Consider the following 14,769-nt stretch of genomic DNA (forward strand, 5'->3'; position numbering starts at 1 on the left):
GCCGACCTTGCGCACTTCTGGGCGACACCCATCACGCCTCAACCCTCACCCGATGATCCACCCCGAACTGCTCCCATCGCGCCGGACCCGGCTCAAAGCCCAGCGGCCGCACCAGCGAAGGCACTTGCCGCGTATCCAGCTCGAAACGCTCGCGCCGCCGGTCGATGGCCGGAACGGCGGCGATGAGCTTCTTCGTGTACGCGTGCTTCGGCGCCGACAGCACGGACTTCGCATCGCCGATCTCGACGATCTGGCCGGCATAGACGACCGCGATGCGGTGCGCGATCCGCTCCACCACGGCCATGTCGTGCGAGATGAAGAGATAGGCCAGCCCGAACTCGCGCTGCAGGTCGACCAGCAGCTCCAGCACTTTGGCCTGCACCGAGACATCGAGCGCCGAGACCGCTTCGTCCAGCACGACGACCGAAGGGTTGAGCATCAGCGCACGCGCGATGCACAGTCTTTGCCGCTGGCCGCCCGAGAATTCGTGCGGGTAGCGCTCGAGGCTGTTTTCCGGCAAGCCAACGCGTTTCAGCAGCGTCGCCATTTTCGCCCGTGTCGCCGCATCCACGCGGCCGCCGGTGGCGATTATAGGCTCGGCGAGAATGCTCTCGATGGTGAGCCTCGGATTGAGCGAGGCGTAAGGGTTCTGGAACACCATCTGGATGGGCAGCGCGCTCTGCCCGGCGGCAGCCTTGCGCGTGCTGGCCGAAAAGCTGCCGCGCGTCGACCTCACCAATCCAAGCACCGCGCGCGCCGTGGTCGATTTTCCCGAACCGCTCTCGCCGACGATCGCCAGCGTCTCGCCTGGCATCAGGTCGAAATCCACGCCATCGACGGCATGCACGGCGCCCGTGGCGCGACCAACGAAACCTGACTTGACGGGAAACCGCACCACAAGGTTGTTCACCTGCAGCGCCGGCTCGGCGTCCAGCGCCTTGTCGCGCCGTCCGTCCGAACGCGTGGCACGGCCGCTGGCGAAGTGCGGCACGTCCTGCAGCAAATGCTGGGTGTAAGCATGCTGCGGGCGGTCGAGGATCTGGTTCAGCTCACCTTGCTCGACCGCCTCTCCGTTTTGCATCACCATGATCTTGTCGGCGATGCCGGCGACGAGGCCGATATCATGGGTGATGAAGATCATCGACATGCCGGTTTCGCGCTTCAGTTCGGCGAGCAGCGCCATGATCTGCGCCTGCACCGTCACGTCGAGCGCCGTCGTCGGCTCGTCGGCGATCAGCAGGCGTGGATTGCAGGCAAGTGCGGTGGCGATCATCACCCGCTGCAGCATGCCGCCGGAAAGCTGGTTCGGCGTGTATTTCAGGCGTCGCGCCGCATCGGGAATGCGCACGCGGTCGAGCGCGTCCTTGGCCGCCGCCGTCGCTTGCCGGCCGGTCAGGCCGCGATGCAGGCGAAACGATTCCTCGATCTGCGTGCCGATGGTCAGCACCGGATTGAGCGAGGTCATCGGCTCCTGGAAGATCATGCCGATCTCGGCGCCGCGGATTTTCGTCAGTTGCGGCTCGCTCGCCGCCGTCAGGTCGAGGACCCCGCCGTCGGCGCGCTTGAGCTTGATCGAGCCGCCGGTGATGCGCCCGCCGCCGAAATCGACGAGGCGGTTGATCGACAGCGCGGTGACCGACTTGCCCGAACCGCTTTCGCCGACGATCGCCAGCGTCTCGCCATCGGCAAGCTCAAAGCTGACGCCGCGCACCACTTCATTGGCTTGCGGCATGCGGCCGAAACCGACGCTGAGACCCGAGACGGAGAGCAGCGGGATCACGCGATCGCCCTCCGCATCCTGGGGTCGAATATGTCGCGCAAGGCATCGCCAAGCAGGTTGAAGCCGAGGATGCTGATCATGATCGCCAGTCCTGGGAAGATCATCAGCCAGGGCGCCGTTTCCATTAGGTTGCGGCTATCGCTCAGCATCAATCCCAGCGACGCCGCGGGCGGCTGGGTGCCGAGGCCGAGAAAGCTCAAGCCGGCTTCGGTCAGCAGCGCCCAGGCCAGCGCCAGCGTAATCTGGACGGTCAACGGCGCCACCAGATTGAGCAGCAGATGCCTGGTCACGATGTAGCTTGAACTGCTGCCGAAAGTGCGCGCGGCGTCGACGAATTCGCGCGCCTTGAGCGACAGAGCAGGGCCGCGCACCACGCGCGTGAAGATCGGCGTGTAGACGATGGCGATGGCGACGATGCTGGTCCAGGTGCCGGGTCCCGCGACGGCGACGATCAGCAGCGCCAGAAGGATCGCCGGGAAGGCCAGCAGCACGTCCATGACGCGCATGACGATGCCGTCCCAGCGGCGTCCGAACCAGGCCGCGGCGAGTCCCAGGACTGTGCCGGCGAGCGCGGCGAAAGCGACCGAGAAGAAAGCGACGATGAAGGACTGGCCGATGCCCATCATCAGCCGGCTCGCCACATCGCGGCCGAACAGGTCGGTGCCCATCCAGTAGGTGCTGTCAGGCGCATGCAGCCGGTCGATCCGGTATTGCATCAGCGGGTTGTGCGGCGTCAGACCGAGCACGCCAAGCGCGGCAAGCAGCAGATAGAGCCCGACGATGAACCCGCCGATGCGGCCGCTGGGGTGCGCGAAGATGGCCTGCAGCATGCGCATCACTGCTCCCCCAACCGGATGCGCGGGTCGAGCGCGACATAGGCGAGGTCGACCAGGAGATTGACGATCATGAAGTTGAAGGCGATGAACAGCACGGCTCCCTGCACCAGCGCATAGTCGCGCTGCAGGATCGCGTCGAGCACCAGCCGGCCGAGGCCCGGCAGCGCGTAGATCTGCTCGACGATGACGGCGCCGCCCAGGAGATAGCCGAATTCGATGCCGCTCAGCGTGACGACGGGGATCAGCGCATTGGGCAAGGCATGGCGCCAGATCACGCCGCGTGCCGACACGCCCTTGCTGCGGGCCGTTCTGACATAATCGTCGCTGAGCACATCGAGCATGGCCGAACGCGATATGCGGGTGACCGAAGCAGCGAAGGCAAAGCCGAGCGTGATCGCAGGCAGGATCAACTGGCCGAGATTGCGCAGGGGATCCTGCCAGAGCGGCGAAAATTCCCCCATCGCCGGCAGCACGCCGAAGCCCGCCGACAGCGTGTAGATGATCAGCAGCGCCAGCACGAAGTTCGGCGTCGACTGGCCGATCATGGCGGCAATGCGCACGCCGAGGTCGGAGAGCTTTTCATTGTGGGTGGCGGCGAAGACGCCCGCCGGGACGCCGACGACAAGAGCGATGATCATCGACAGCAGCGCCAGTTCGAGCGTCAGCGGGAAGCGCTCGAGGATGATTTCGAGCACCGGCTTGCCATAGGTGGAGGAGATTCCGAGATTGCCGTGCAGCAGGCCGGCGAGCCAGCGCCCGTACTGCACGAACCAGGGCTGGTCGATGCCGAAATAGGCGGCGAGCGACTCACGCTGCGCCGGCGTCAACAGCCCGGCTTCGGTCCCCAGCATCGCCGTGATCGCATCGCCCGGAACCATTCGGATCGCCACGAAAACGACGATTGAGACGCCGATCAGAACGAGAGGAAACACCGCCAGGCGTCGCAGCAGATAGGTCACGCGATGAACACCTCTCGTCCGAGCCTAGAGCATGATCCCGAAAAGTGGAATCCGGTTTTCGGAAAAGATCATGCTCAAATTAAAAGATAGAGCCCCATCCCGATCTATCGGGATGGAACAGGCTCTGGCCCGCTATTGCTGGATCGTGACCTTGCTCAGGCTGAACAGCGTGCCCGTCGGCGTCGGCACGAACCCCGCGATGTTCTTCTGCTGCGCCGTGTAGCTGTAGGAGGTGTAGAGCCAGATCCACGGTGAAACCTCGGCAAGGTGCTTTTCGAAATCGGCGAAGATCGCCTTGCGCTTGGCTGGGTCGGTCTCGGCGCGGCCCTGCTGCATCTGGCTGTCCAGCGTGTCGTCGATATAGTTCGCCACCTTCTGCAGATTGCCTGCTTTGGTCCAGTAGCGATTGTACATGGTGTAGGGGTCCGCCCTGCCGCCGTTCAAGGCGATGGCCATGTCGAAATCGCCCTTCAGCCAGGCGTCGACATAGACGTTGAGCTCCATCATCCTGATGTCGAGCTTGACGCCGATTTCGGCGAGCTGCGACTGGATGACCTGGGCTTCCGCGGCAGCCGTTGGCGGTTCGCCGGTAGCGCCGATCACGGTCGCCGAAAAGCCGTCGGCATAGCCGGCTTCACTCATCAATTGCTTGGCCTTCTCGACGTCGCGCTTGTAGCAGAACAGCTGGCTCGGATCGGTGGCGAGCGATGGGATGGTCAGCGGCCCCGTCACCTTGCCTTCGCCGAGCGAAGCCGTGTCCAGCACTTCCTGCCGGTCGATGGCGCAGGAGATCGCCTGACGCACCTTGAGCTCAGTCATCGGCTTGCGCGACGGATTGAGCTGCAGCACGTGGTAGGCAAGCACCGGCACGCGGTTGAGCTGCAGGCTGGCCTCCTTCGGCACCAGCGTGGCGACCAACGGGTCGTTGAGCAGCGCGAAGTCGATCTGCTTGGTGCGCATCGCCGCCAGGATCGCCGTTTCATCCGGCAGCACCGAGATTTCGATGCCGTCGACACCGGTCGCGCCGCCGGCCCAGTCCTTGTTGGCGCTGAGCACCTCCTTGGCGTTCGGATCCCATTTGTCGAGCTTGAACGGGCCTGAGCCGAGAGCCTTCGTGCCGACCGAGCCGGCAGCGATTTCGCCGACCGGAACGATGGCCGCGTTGACGTCGCTCATCGCCGTCAGGATCGGCACATCCGGCTGCGACAAATGAAAGACGACGGTCGCGGGATCCGGTGTATCGATACTGGCGATCGACAGGAAATTGGCGCGGGCGGCCGCCCCCGTCTTTTCATCGAGGATGCGCTCGAAGGAGGCCTTGACATCGGCCGAGGTGACGGCAGCCCCGTTCTGGAATTTCGCTTTAGGATCAAGCTTGAACGTCAATTCCTTGCCGTCCGGCGAGAACTGCCAGGACGTGGCGATGGCCGGCACGATCTGCAGGCTGGCATCGACCCTTACCAGCGGCTCGTAGATCAGCTCCAGCAGCCTGAGCGACGAAAAGGCCGTCTGCTTGTGCGGGTCAAGCCCGGTGGCGTCCTGCGACCAGGCCATGTGCAGCGTCGCAGCACTTGCCTGGACCGGCAGCGCCGCAGATCCGAGCACCGCCGCCAAGGCGATACCGGGCAACGCCATGCCGGAAAGCAGTTTCCTGGTGAGATGTTGTACCATTGTCGTCTCCCATTATTGTCGAACTTGATTTGCAGTTCCACGGGCGGCTTCACAGGGACACGACACCCCGCAATGTCGGCCCAGAATTTTCGTGCGGGTTCACGCCGTCTTTTCGCTGATTGCCTTGCGCAGGAACCCTCCCGCTCTGCCGAGCGCCCCGCGTGCCTCCTCGACCTCCATGCCGGTGATCACCACTAGGATCGCCAGCTTCACATCCTTGCCGGTCGCTTCGAGCGCATGGCGAGCCTGTTGCGCCGTGCAGCCACTCGTCTGCATGATGATCCTGACCGCCCTGGCGACCAGCTTCTTGTTGGACGGGTTCAGGTCCACCATCAGGTTCTGGTAGCTCTTGCCTATGCGGATCATGCTGGCGGTTGTCAGCATGTTGAGCACCAGCTTCTGCGCGGTGCCCGACTTCAGCCGGGTCGAGCCGGTGAGGACTTCGGGGCCGACAACCGGCGAAATGGCGATGTCGGCAATGCCGGCGATGGTCGAGCGCGGATTGCAGGACAGCGCCACGGTCGTCGCGCCGACTTCTCTTGCGTAGTTCAAGCCGCCGATGACGTAGGGCGTGCGGCCGCTGACCGCGATGCCGACCACCACATCGTCTGATGTGAGCTTGATGTCTTGCAGGTCGCTAACGCCTTGTCTCGGATCGTCCTCGGCGCCTTCCGCGGCCCGCACCAGCGCGTCGGAGCCGCCGGCGATCAGGCCCATCACCATGGTCTCGGCCACGCCGAAGGTAGGCGGGCATTCCGAAGCGTCGAGGACGCCCAGCCGGCCGCTGGTGCCGGCACCCAGATAGATCAGCCGCGCGCCCTTCTGGAACGCGAGCACGATCCGGTCCACTGCTGCCGCTATCTCGGGGATGACTTTCTCGACGGCGCCCGCAACGCCTTTGTCCTCGTCATTGATCCTGCGCAGCACGTCGACGGTCGGCAGCAGGTCGATATCCATCGTCCTTGGATTCCGATCCTCGGAAACCAGTCGCTCCAACTCCGACATCAACGCGTGTTCGCTCATCCACTTGCTTTCAAAACGTCATGCCGTCAGCAGGAATGTGACGCAAAGCGCGACCTTGACCAGTACCGGCGAAACATTGGCCTCTCGTGTCGGCGGCTTGGTTTCCGTCTCGTTAACTTTCTAGAATTGGATATTCATGGTGTCAACGAAATATTGGAATAAAATATTCCTACGCTAAAAGGCCCTAGGTGGCAGCGGACGACTTCTTGGCCAGGATGATGGCCCCCGAGACAGCATCGCCATCGGCGGGCTTCAGCCGGCGGCGCACATCGGGTGCAAGCCACGGCTCGAGCGGACTGGACAACCCTCCCAGCAGCGTCACCCGTGGCGCGCCTTTCTCGAACAACACCCGCACGAATGTGTCGACGTGTTCGGCGGCGCTCTGCACGATGCGCCGGCCGACCGCGTCGCCCTGGTCGGCGTGGCGGATCACCATCGGCGCTAAGGCCGCGTAGTCGGTCGCTGTGGCGCGGTCCATCCAGGCGACCGCTTCGACCGGATCGTCCTTGAAGCGTTGCATGACTTCGCTCAGCAGTGCCGTCCGCTCATGCCTTCCGTCATGGGCGCGCAAGGCGAGTTGCACCGCCTTCAGGCCAAGATCGGCGCCACTGCCCTCGTCGGACATCGGAAAGCCATAGCCGCCGACGCGCAGGTCGCGCCCCTCGACAAAGCCGAGGCCGATCGATCCGGTGCCGGCAATGACGATGGCCCCGTCCAGGCCCGAATGCGCGCCAAGGCAGGCGCCGACGCCGTCGCTGACAAAGGCGATGCTGGCGAAGGGATGGGCGATCGCCGTCAACGCTTCCAGCGCGCCCTTGCGGCCAATCCCGGCAAGACCGACGCCCGCGCGGATCCGCACGATCTCGGCGCGTCCGAAACCTGCCTCCTCGATCGCCGCGCCAAAGGCTCTCGCAACCGAAGCCCAGGCTGCGTCGATGCCGAGCCGCGTCGTCGCCGGGCCCGACAGGCCCTGTCCCAGCACTGTGCCCGTCTCGTCCTCGATGCGGGCACGGCAACCGGTGCCGCCGCCATCGACGCCGAGGAAGAAGCGCGGAGATCCCGAGCCTGCGCTCACGTGCTGATCCGCTCTATCTCGGCGCCGCAAAGGCGCAGCTTGCGGTCGAGTTGCTCATAGCCGCGGTCGAGGTGATAGACCCGGTTGATCGTCGTCTCGCCTTCCGACACCAGTGCGGCCAGCACCAGCGAAACCGAGGCGCGCAGATCGGTGGCCATCACCTGCGCGCCCTTCAGTCTCTCGCCGCCGCGCACCAGCGCCATGGTGCCTTGCAGCTTGATGTTGGCGCCGAGCCGCATCAGTTCGGGCACATGCATGAAGCGGTTTTCGAAGATCGTCTCGCGCAGCAGCGAAGCGCCCTCGGCGCAGCACATCAAGGCCATGAACTGGGCCTGCAGATCGGTTGGAAACCCTGGATAGGGTTCGGTCGTCAGGTCGGCCGCCTTGAGCGGCCCATTCCTCGACACGATCAGGCCGCGATCGCCCGGCCAGATCTTCACGCCGGTGGCCTCGAGCAGCTGCACGACCGACGCCATGTGCTCGAGCCGTGCATGGGTCAGCTCGAGCTGGCCGCCGGTGATGGCGGCCGCGACCGCATAGGTGCCTGCCTCGATGCGGTCGGGGATGATGTCGTGCGTGGCGGCGCGCCAGCTCGATCCGCCCTCGATCAGGATGCGGTGCGTGCCGGCCCCCTCGATCCGCGCACCCATGGCGTTGAGGCAAGCGGCAAGGTCGGCCACCTCAGGCTCGCGCGCCGCGTTGAGGATTTCCGTCTCGCCTTTGGCCGCGGTCGCCGCCATCATCGCGGTCTCGGTCGCCCCGACGGAGGGCGAACTCAGCACGATGCGCGCGCCCCTCAAGCCGCTTGGCGCCGCGGCGACGATCAACCCGTTTTCGATGGCGATGTCGGCGCCAAGTGCCGCGAGTGCCGCGACATGCATGTCGACCGGCCGCGCCCCGATCGCGCAGCCGCCCGGCAGCGAGACCCTGGCATGGCCGAAGCGGGCAAGCAGGGGGCCTAGCACGAGCACGGTCGCGCGCATTTTCCGCACCGTGTCGTAGGATGTCTCCTTGGAAACGGCTTTGCTTGTGTCGATCGTCGCGGCATGGCCCGACCGGGTGACCACGGCGCCATGAAGACCGACCACGCCAAGCATGTTTTCCACATCCGTGACACCAGGCAGGTTCGTCAGCTCCAGCGGATAGGGGCTGAGCAGGGCGGCCGCGATCTGCGGCAACGCCGCGTTCTTGGCGCCGGAAATCGTCACCGCGCCCTCGAGCCTTCGTCCGCCGACGATCCGCAATTTGTCCATGGCTCTGAACCTGATCCGACACGCCGTTAAAGCGCAGTTTCGAGGCCGATTCTTGACCGAAGCCCGCACACACTTGACAGTCGATCGATCATTCTTTGCTGTCAATTGGATTTGGAATAATTTATTCCTTAGACCGCCGATCATCGGCCATCGGCCGGTATCGTCAACGCCGCAGGGGAATTCGATGTCCGTCCTGAAGAAGATCGAGGCCAAGCTCGAGATGATGGCGCCCGGCGATCGTGAGATCGGCCAGTACATCGTCGGCAATCCCGACCAGATGCTGCGCCTGTCGACGGCCGCACTCGCCGCCGAGATCGGCCGCAGCCAGTCGAGCGTCGTCAAATTCAGCCAGAAGCTCGGCTATGCCAGCTACCAGGAGCTCAAGCTCGCGGTCTCCGAGGCCAAGGCGCAGGAATGGCAGGTGCCGGCCGGCGTGATCCATGGCTCGATCGAGGTCGGCGACAGCTACCAGGTCATCCTGAAGAAGCTGATCGGCAGCAAGCTTCTGTCGATGCAGCAGACCGTCGCCGCCAACAGCGAACGGATCATTTCGAGGGCGCTGGAAAAGCTGGATGGCGCGCGCCGCATCCATCTGGTCGGCGTCGGCGCTTCCTCGCTGGTCGCGCGCGATTTCTCCTACAAGCTGTTGAAGCTCGGCCGCAATGTCCTGCACGACAGCGACAGCCATATCCAGATGGCCAATGTCTCGACACTCGGGCCCGGCGACGTGCTGTTCGCACTCTCCTATTCAGGCGCCAGCATCGAAACCTTGCGCATTGCCGAGCTTGCCCGCAAGCGCGGCACGACCGTGATCGCCGTCACCGGCCTGCACGACAATCCGCTGAGCCGCGTCGCCGACCTCCGCCTCTACACCATCGCCGACGAGGAGCGCGCGCGCTCCTCATCCATCACCGCGCGCGATGCACAGCTCACGCTGACCGACCTGCTGTTCATCCTGCTCGTGCAAAAGCAGCCGGATGCCAATGACTATGTCCACAACAGCGAGGCGGCGGTGTCGGTGCTGAAGGCGGATCGATCCTCGTAGCCTCGGTCGACAGCTTCAAAGATCCTTGTTCTTGGGCGGGATTCCCGCGCCATACGGTCCTTGCTCCTGCCAGGCGTAGACTTCCCAGGTGTTGCCGTCGGGGTCGGAGAAATAGAGGCAGTAGGCGTTCCACTCATAGACCTTCGGCGGCGCGAGCACCGTGACGCCCTTCTCGACCAGTTCGGCATGGACCGTGTCGACGATGTCGGGGCTGTCCACCCGAAAGGCCGTCATCACCTTGTGAACCCGCCGCTCGGCGCCGGCAGCGGGAAAGCCGACATGCTCGGCCAGGTGTTTGCTCTCCCACAAAGCGAGCGTGGTTCCCGCGGCGTCGAAGTCGGCAAAACCTTCGTTGCGGCGCCGTAGGCGAAAGCCGATCTTTTCGTAGAATTCGATCGAGCGATCGAGATCGCCAACCAGAAGGCAGACGTCGGTTATCGGATGATCGAGGCCAAGCGCCATTGTCGTTCTCCAGAAATCGGTTTGGACATTCAGTTCGGTATCAGCGCGCGAGCGTAGACCGCGACGTTGTCGATATGGACGTTTATGGCCTCGATCAGCCGTGCCTCGTCGCGCGCCATCGTGGCCTCGAAGATCTCGCGGTGCTCGGCGGCGACGGTTTCGGGGCCGGGCAGGGCGGACCAGGCCAGAAAACGGTAACGCTGCGCCTTCATGAAGATCTGCGCGCGCAGGAATTTGAGCCAGTGAAGCGGACAGGCCTCGCTGATTGCGCCATGGAAGGCGGCATTGCGCTCCTCCCATTCCTTGTCGCCGCGCAGCCCCTTTTCGATCATCTGCCGCTCGGTGTGGGCAAGTTGGTGGAAAGCGGCGATGATATTGCTTTCCCACACCTCGTCGCCGTGCCGCAGCGAAAGCCGCGCTATGTCCGCCTCCAGCAGCTTGCGCGTCTCGGTGAGGTCGTCGAGGTCGGCCTTCGACATCGCCCCGACCTGATAGCCGCGATGGCCCTCGAAATCGATGAATTGCTCGGCCGCCAGTCCCGCCAATGCCTCCCTGAGCGGGCTCATGCTGATGCCGTAGCGTTGGCGCAGCGCTCCCATGGCGAGACGCTCGCCCGGCTTGAAGATGCCGGTGATGATGTCGTTCCGGATCTTGTCGGAGACGATTTCGGCCAGCGTCTGCCGATTGTCCTCGGGATTTTTCTGGACCGCGGAATGCCTGAGCATGAAGCGTCTTTCCTCGCGAAATGCGGTCCGTCCGATCGGCGGAGCCGTTCTTCTTATTGGTAGCGTATGACCCGCCGCTCGATCGTCGTGACGATGATGAAGATCACGACGGCGAGCGACGACGACAGGATGATGGCGGCGTAGAGCAGATCCGAGCGATAGTTGAAGGTGGACTGGATGATCAGCGCGCCGAGACCCTTGTTGGCGCCTATCCATTCGCCGACGATCGCGCCGACGACGCAGGCCGTGGATGAGATGCGCAGCGACGCGAACAGAAATGGCAGTGAGCGCGGCGCCCTCAGCTTCCAGAAGATTTCCAGCGGGCTTGCCGACAGCACATGCATCAGCTCACGCTCATTGGCGCTGACAGCGTCGAGGCCCCGCGTCATGTTCACCAGCGTCGGGAAGAAGCAGATGATCGAGGCGATGATGATCTTCGGGAAGATGCCGATGCCGAAGATCAGGATGATGATCGGTGCGATCGCCAGCACAGGAATGGTGTTGAGGAACAGCACGACGGGGAAATAGGCCCGCTCCACGGTTTTGCTGTAGACGAAGGCGATGGCCAGCAGAATCGCCGCTATGTTGCCGATGAAGAAGCCGCAGACGCTTTCGATGAGCGTCGGCAGCAGGTTCTGCCAAAGCAGATAGGGATCGGCCGCGATGCGCAGTGCGACCTGCGCGGGCGTCGGCACGATGAATTTCGGCACGCCGAGCCAGGGCAGCAGGAACTGCCAGACGGCCAGCAGCGACAGTGCGCCGAAGGCCGGCAGCACGATGCGGGCAAGGGCGGAGCCTTCCGCGTCTGGGGAACTTGAATTCAGCACGTCCGCAACACCGCCCGCAAATGCGCCATGCTGCGGACGAAACCGGGATCTTCCCGGATCGGTCCCGCCGCCGCTGCCTTGGCCGCGCGGATGTCTTCCAGTTCGCGAAGACGTCCCGGGTTGGAGGCCAGAATCGCGACGCGGTCGCCGAGATAGGCCGCCTCCATGACGCTGTGGGTGACGAACAGGATCGTCATCCTCATCGATTGCCACAGGCCGAGCAATTCGTCGTTGAGGCGGTCGCGCGTGATCTCGTCGAGCGCGCCGAAGGGCTCGTCCATCAACAGGATGCGCGGCCGCGACAGCAGCGCGCGTGCGATCGCCACGCGCTGGCGCTGGCCGCCCGAGAGCTGGTGCGGATAGGCGTTTTCCCGGCCTGCCAGGCCGATCATCCGCAGCAGTTCGGCCGCATCCGGCCCCTCGGCGCCCGGCCGCCCGGCGCGCGCCTTCTTGCCGACCTCGTCGGGCAGCCGCAAATTCTCCATCACCGTGCGCCAGGGCAGCAGGGTCGAATCCTGGAAGACGAAGCCGATGTCGCGGCGCCGGCGCGCCGCGGCGGGCGTGTCGCCGAAGACCTCCAGCGAGCCGGCTGCCGGGCTGAGCAGATCGGCGACGACGCGCAGCAATGTCGACTTGCCGCATCCCGAAGGGCCGATGATCGTCAGGAACTCGCCTTCGCGCACCTCGAGATCGAGGCCGGTCAGCACCACGTTCACGCCGCCCTTGGCGGGATAGCCGACATCGAGGCCGCGCGCGCGGATCGCGAGCGGCCTTGAATCCGTCGTGGAAACGCTTTCGGGGCTCGGCTGCAGGCCAGTCGTCATCCGTATTTCGGGCGGTCCGCGGCGGTCATGTCGAGAATCTCTGTCGTCGCTGACTCTTCAAGGACCGGCTTGGTGGCGCCCTTGAACATGCCGATCTCGTCCATCAGGTTGATCTGGTCGCCAATGTCGGACGGCTTGAACGACCCCCAGCCGCCCTTGGCCGTATTGGCATCGAAGGAAAGCCCGAGCACCATGTCGATGGTCTTTTTTTCGACTTCGAGATCGAGGTTGGGGTAGGCCTTGACCGTGATCTCGACCGACTCCTGCGGATGCTCGTGCGTGTAGCCCCAGCCCTTGGCGACGGCGCCGAGGAAGCGGGCGAGAACATCCTTATTGTCGGCAAGCGCCGTCTCGGTGGCGAAATAGACATCGCCCGGGTCGATGACGCCAGCAGCCGATTGCATCATGGTGATGCGGTCGGGGCCGATCACCGCAAGGGCGGCCGTGTTGGTCACCCAGCCGGTGACGACGTCGACCTCGCCGGCGACCAGTGGCGTCATGTCGAAGCCCATGGTCGATATATCGAGCTTCGAGGCATCGATCTTGGTCTTGGCCAGCAGCGCGTCGAGTGACGAGCGCGCCGTCGGCTGGATGCCGATGCGCTTGCCGATCAAATCTTCCGGCTTGTGCACCGGCGCCTTGGGCAAGGAGAAATAGGCGAACGGTCCCTGCTGGTATCCAGTGGCGAACATCCTGATCGGCGCCCCGGCGGAGCGCGCCAGCAGAAGCTGGGACGACCCCGAGAACTGGCCGAGCTGCGCCTGGCCTGAAATCACCGGCGCCAGCGTCGCCGAATTTGGCCCGCCGGGGATCATCTCGACCTCGATGCCGGCATCCCTAAAGTAGCCGTTGTGGACGGCCACGACATCGCCGATCTGGCCGTTGCTCATCAGCCAGTCATACTGGATGACCACCTTGGCGGTATCGGCGCGGGCGCGCGACGGCACCACAAGGCCGATGCCGGGACCGGCGGCGATCATGCCCATGGCGGCGCCGGTCTTCAGGAAATTGCGGCGGCTGAGATTTTTCGCCCAGCCCTTTTCGATCGTGCTCATTCAGACACCTCTCCAAACCGCTTGCCATCCAGCCATGAGTAGATCTCCCAGAGATTCTCATCAGGATCCGTGAAATAGACGCAGCGCGCCCGCCAGGGATAATCCCTGGGCGGCGAGACGAAGCTCACCCCTTGCGCTAGCAGTTGCTCGTAGAGCTCGTCGATCTGTTCGGGCCTCACCACCTCGATGGCAGCGACAGCCTTGTGGACACCCGGTCCCGAGCGCTTGTTGCTGATGCCGGTGGTGGCGGCGATGTGGTCGATCTCCCAGAGCGCCAGGGCGACATGCTCGGTGGTGAAATCGGCGAAACCCTCGGCCCGCGTTCGCAATTTGAAGCCGAGCTTGTCGCGGTAGAAGGCGACGGAGCGCTCGACGTCTTCGACGAGAAAGCAGAAATCGGTGATCGCGGGCATTCCGAAAGGCATCGGCACAACTTTCGAAACTTGTACTAAGTTTCGAAAACGCTATCATGCTGCACTGCGGTCGTCCAGACGAAATTCGAGCCGGTTAAACAATGCTGAGCAGTTCCCATTGGGGCATCTTCCGACCAATTGTCCGTGACGGACGGCTTGTTACCGCGGAGCCATTTTTCGCCGATCCCGACCCGTCGCAACTGTTGCAGTCGATCCCTTCGGCCATCCATCACAAGAGCCGCGTGCTGCGCCCAGCGGTGCGAAAGAGCTGGCTTGAAAGCGGGCCTGGCGCGCATCCCGAACGGCGTGGCAGCGACCGCTATGTCGAAGTCGATTGGGACCAGGCACTGGACCTGGTTGCAGGCGAACTGAAGCGTGTCGTCACCGGCTTCGGCAACCAGGCGATCTATGGCGGATCCTATGGCTGGGCGAGCGCCGGCCGCTTCCATCACGCCAAGTCGCAGGTCCGGCGTTTCCTCAACGTGCTGGGCGGCTTCACAGATTCCGTCGACACCTACAGCAACGCGGCCGGCACGGTGATCGCCAAGCGCATCCTCGGCACCATCCAGGCCATCGACGGGCCGGGGACGAGCTGGTCGAGCATCGCCGCGAACGCCGGGCTGGTCGTCATGTTCGGCGGCATGCCGCTGCGCAACACCCAGATCACCGTGGGCGGGCTCGGCGAGCACACCAGCCGCGACGGTCTCGAAAAGGCAAAAGCGGCCGGCGTCGCCTTCGTCAACATCTGTCCGATCCGCGACGATGCCGCCGCTTTCCTCGACGCCGTATGGCTGGCGCCGCGCCCCGGCTCCGACACGGCC

15 protein-coding genes are annotated in these 14,769 nt (G+C 64.3%); 2 read left to right on the forward strand and 13 right to left on the reverse strand.

Annotation, left to right across the window (positions count from 1 at the left end; translation table 11 throughout):
* Positions 1–31 precede the first annotated feature (31 nt).
* From C9427_RS35215 to murA, 7 genes are all read right to left on the reverse strand, one after another.
* Positions 32–1,780, reverse strand: a complete 1,749-nt coding sequence (locus C9427_RS35215) for an ABC transporter ATP-binding protein (RefSeq protein WP_107648762.1) — start codon at positions 1,778–1,780, stop codon at positions 32–34.
* The gene (locus C9427_RS08885; protein WP_107648763.1) at positions 1,777–2,616 is read right to left on the reverse strand and encodes an ABC transporter permease; all 840 of its coding nucleotides are present in this window, start codon (positions 2,614–2,616) and stop codon (positions 1,777–1,779) included. Before C9427_RS08885 ends, C9427_RS35215 begins: the two co-directional genes overlap by 4 nt.
* On the reverse strand, positions 2,616–3,575 hold the full coding sequence (locus C9427_RS08890) for an ABC transporter permease (RefSeq protein ID WP_107648764.1): 960 nt from the start codon (positions 3,573–3,575) through the stop codon (positions 2,616–2,618). Before C9427_RS08890 ends, C9427_RS08885 begins: the two co-directional genes overlap by 1 nt.
* A gap of 132 nt (positions 3,576–3,707) precedes the next feature.
* Positions 3,708–5,246 carry an ABC transporter substrate-binding protein gene (locus C9427_RS08895; RefSeq protein ID WP_107648765.1) on the reverse strand — a complete coding sequence of 513 codons (1,539 nt, stop codon included), beginning with the start codon at positions 5,244–5,246 and terminating at the stop codon, positions 3,708–3,710.
* 99 nt (positions 5,247–5,345) lie between these two features.
* Entirely contained in the window at positions 5,346–6,269 is a 924-nt protein-coding gene (gene murQ, locus C9427_RS08900) for an N-acetylmuramic acid 6-phosphate etherase (protein WP_107648766.1), read from the reverse strand.
* A 184-nt stretch (positions 6,270–6,453) separates the two neighbouring features.
* Complete coding sequence (locus C9427_RS08905) at positions 6,454–7,344, reverse strand: glucosamine kinase nucleotide-binding domain-containing protein (protein WP_107648767.1); 891 nt, start codon at positions 7,342–7,344, stop codon at positions 6,454–6,456.
* Positions 7,341–8,597 carry a UDP-N-acetylglucosamine 1-carboxyvinyltransferase gene (murA, locus tag C9427_RS08910; protein ID WP_107648768.1) on the reverse strand — a complete coding sequence of 419 codons (1,257 nt, stop codon included), beginning with the start codon at positions 8,595–8,597 and terminating at the stop codon, positions 7,341–7,343. The genes C9427_RS08905 and murA overlap by 4 nt, the downstream gene beginning before the upstream one ends.
* Positions 8,598–8,781: 184 nt before the next feature.
* Here murA and C9427_RS08915 point away from each other — a divergent pair, with 184 nt between their 5' ends.
* Positions 8,782–9,642, forward strand: coding sequence for a MurR/RpiR family transcriptional regulator (locus C9427_RS08915; RefSeq protein WP_107648769.1), 861 nt, complete (start codon positions 8,782–8,784; stop codon positions 9,640–9,642).
* A 15-nt stretch (positions 9,643–9,657) separates the two neighbouring features.
* Here the strand turns inward: C9427_RS08915 and C9427_RS08920 are convergent, their stop codons facing one another.
* The 6 genes from C9427_RS08920 to C9427_RS08945 are packed head-to-tail and all read right to left on the reverse strand — an operon-like array spanning position 9,658 to position 13,948.
* On the reverse strand, positions 9,658–10,104 hold the full coding sequence (locus tag C9427_RS08920) for a VOC family protein (RefSeq protein ID WP_107648770.1): 447 nt from the start codon (positions 10,102–10,104) through the stop codon (positions 9,658–9,660).
* Between the two features lie 29 nt (positions 10,105–10,133).
* Positions 10,134–10,829 carry a GntR family transcriptional regulator gene (locus C9427_RS08925; RefSeq protein WP_107648771.1) on the reverse strand — a complete coding sequence of 232 codons (696 nt, stop codon included), beginning with the start codon at positions 10,827–10,829 and terminating at the stop codon, positions 10,134–10,136.
* A 53-nt stretch (positions 10,830–10,882) separates the two neighbouring features.
* Positions 10,883–11,656, reverse strand: a complete 774-nt coding sequence (locus C9427_RS08930) for an ABC transporter permease (protein ID WP_107648772.1) — start codon at positions 11,654–11,656, stop codon at positions 10,883–10,885.
* On the reverse strand, positions 11,650–12,480 hold the full coding sequence (locus C9427_RS08935; protein WP_107648773.1) for an ABC transporter ATP-binding protein: 831 nt from the start codon (positions 12,478–12,480) through the stop codon (positions 11,650–11,652). The genes C9427_RS08930 and C9427_RS08935 overlap by 7 nt, the downstream gene beginning before the upstream one ends.
* Positions 12,477–13,535: an ABC transporter substrate-binding protein gene (locus C9427_RS08940; RefSeq protein ID WP_107648774.1), complete on the reverse strand. Its 1,059-nt coding sequence runs from the start codon at positions 13,533–13,535 to the stop codon at positions 12,477–12,479. The genes C9427_RS08935 and C9427_RS08940 overlap by 4 nt, the downstream gene beginning before the upstream one ends.
* On the reverse strand, positions 13,532–13,948 hold the full coding sequence (locus tag C9427_RS08945; RefSeq protein WP_107648775.1) for a VOC family protein: 417 nt from the start codon (positions 13,946–13,948) through the stop codon (positions 13,532–13,534). Before C9427_RS08945 ends, C9427_RS08940 begins: the two co-directional genes overlap by 4 nt.
* 101 nt (positions 13,949–14,049) lie before the next feature.
* On the opposite strand from C9427_RS08945, the gene C9427_RS08950 reads away from it, so the two are divergent.
* Positions 14,050–14,769 (forward strand): molybdopterin-dependent oxidoreductase (locus tag C9427_RS08950; protein WP_146172526.1); only part of this gene is annotated, 720 nt, incomplete at its 3' end.

It is taken from the genome of Mesorhizobium helmanticense (assembly GCF_003034915.1).
In the GTDB taxonomy this organism is placed as follows: Bacteria; Pseudomonadota; Alphaproteobacteria; order Rhizobiales; family Rhizobiaceae; genus Mesorhizobium; species Mesorhizobium helmanticense.

Excerpts from the sequence above, each read along its gene's own strand:
- C9427_RS08885 (WP_107648763.1), bottom strand. The coding sequence starts at position 2,616 with ATGCGCATGCTGCAGGCCATCTTCGCGCACCCCAGCGGCCGCATCGGC.
- C9427_RS08895 (WP_107648765.1), bottom strand. The coding sequence starts at position 5,246 with ATGGTACAACATCTCACCAGGAAACTGCTTTCCGGCATGGCGTTGCCC.
- murQ (WP_107648766.1), bottom strand. The coding sequence starts at position 6,269 with ATGAGCGAACACGCGTTGATGTCGGAGTTGGAGCGACTGGTTTCCGAG.
- murA (WP_107648768.1), bottom strand. The coding sequence starts at position 8,597 with ATGGACAAATTGCGGATCGTCGGCGGACGAAGGCTCGAGGGCGCGGTG.
- C9427_RS08915 (WP_107648769.1), top strand. The coding sequence starts at position 8,782 with ATGTCCGTCCTGAAGAAGATCGAGGCCAAGCTCGAGATGATGGCGCCC.
- C9427_RS08920 (WP_107648770.1), bottom strand. The coding sequence starts at position 10,104 with ATGGCGCTTGGCCTCGATCATCCGATAACCGACGTCTGCCTTCTGGTT.
- C9427_RS08925 (WP_107648771.1), bottom strand. The coding sequence starts at position 10,829 with ATGCTCAGGCATTCCGCGGTCCAGAAAAATCCCGAGGACAATCGGCAG.
- C9427_RS08935 (WP_107648773.1), bottom strand. The coding sequence starts at position 12,480 with ATGACGACTGGCCTGCAGCCGAGCCCCGAAAGCGTTTCCACGACGGAT.
- C9427_RS08940 (WP_107648774.1), bottom strand. The coding sequence starts at position 13,535 with ATGAGCACGATCGAAAAGGGCTGGGCGAAAAATCTCAGCCGCCGCAAT.
- C9427_RS08945 (WP_107648775.1), bottom strand. The coding sequence starts at position 13,948 with ATGCCCGCGATCACCGATTTCTGCTTTCTCGTCGAAGACGTCGAGCGC.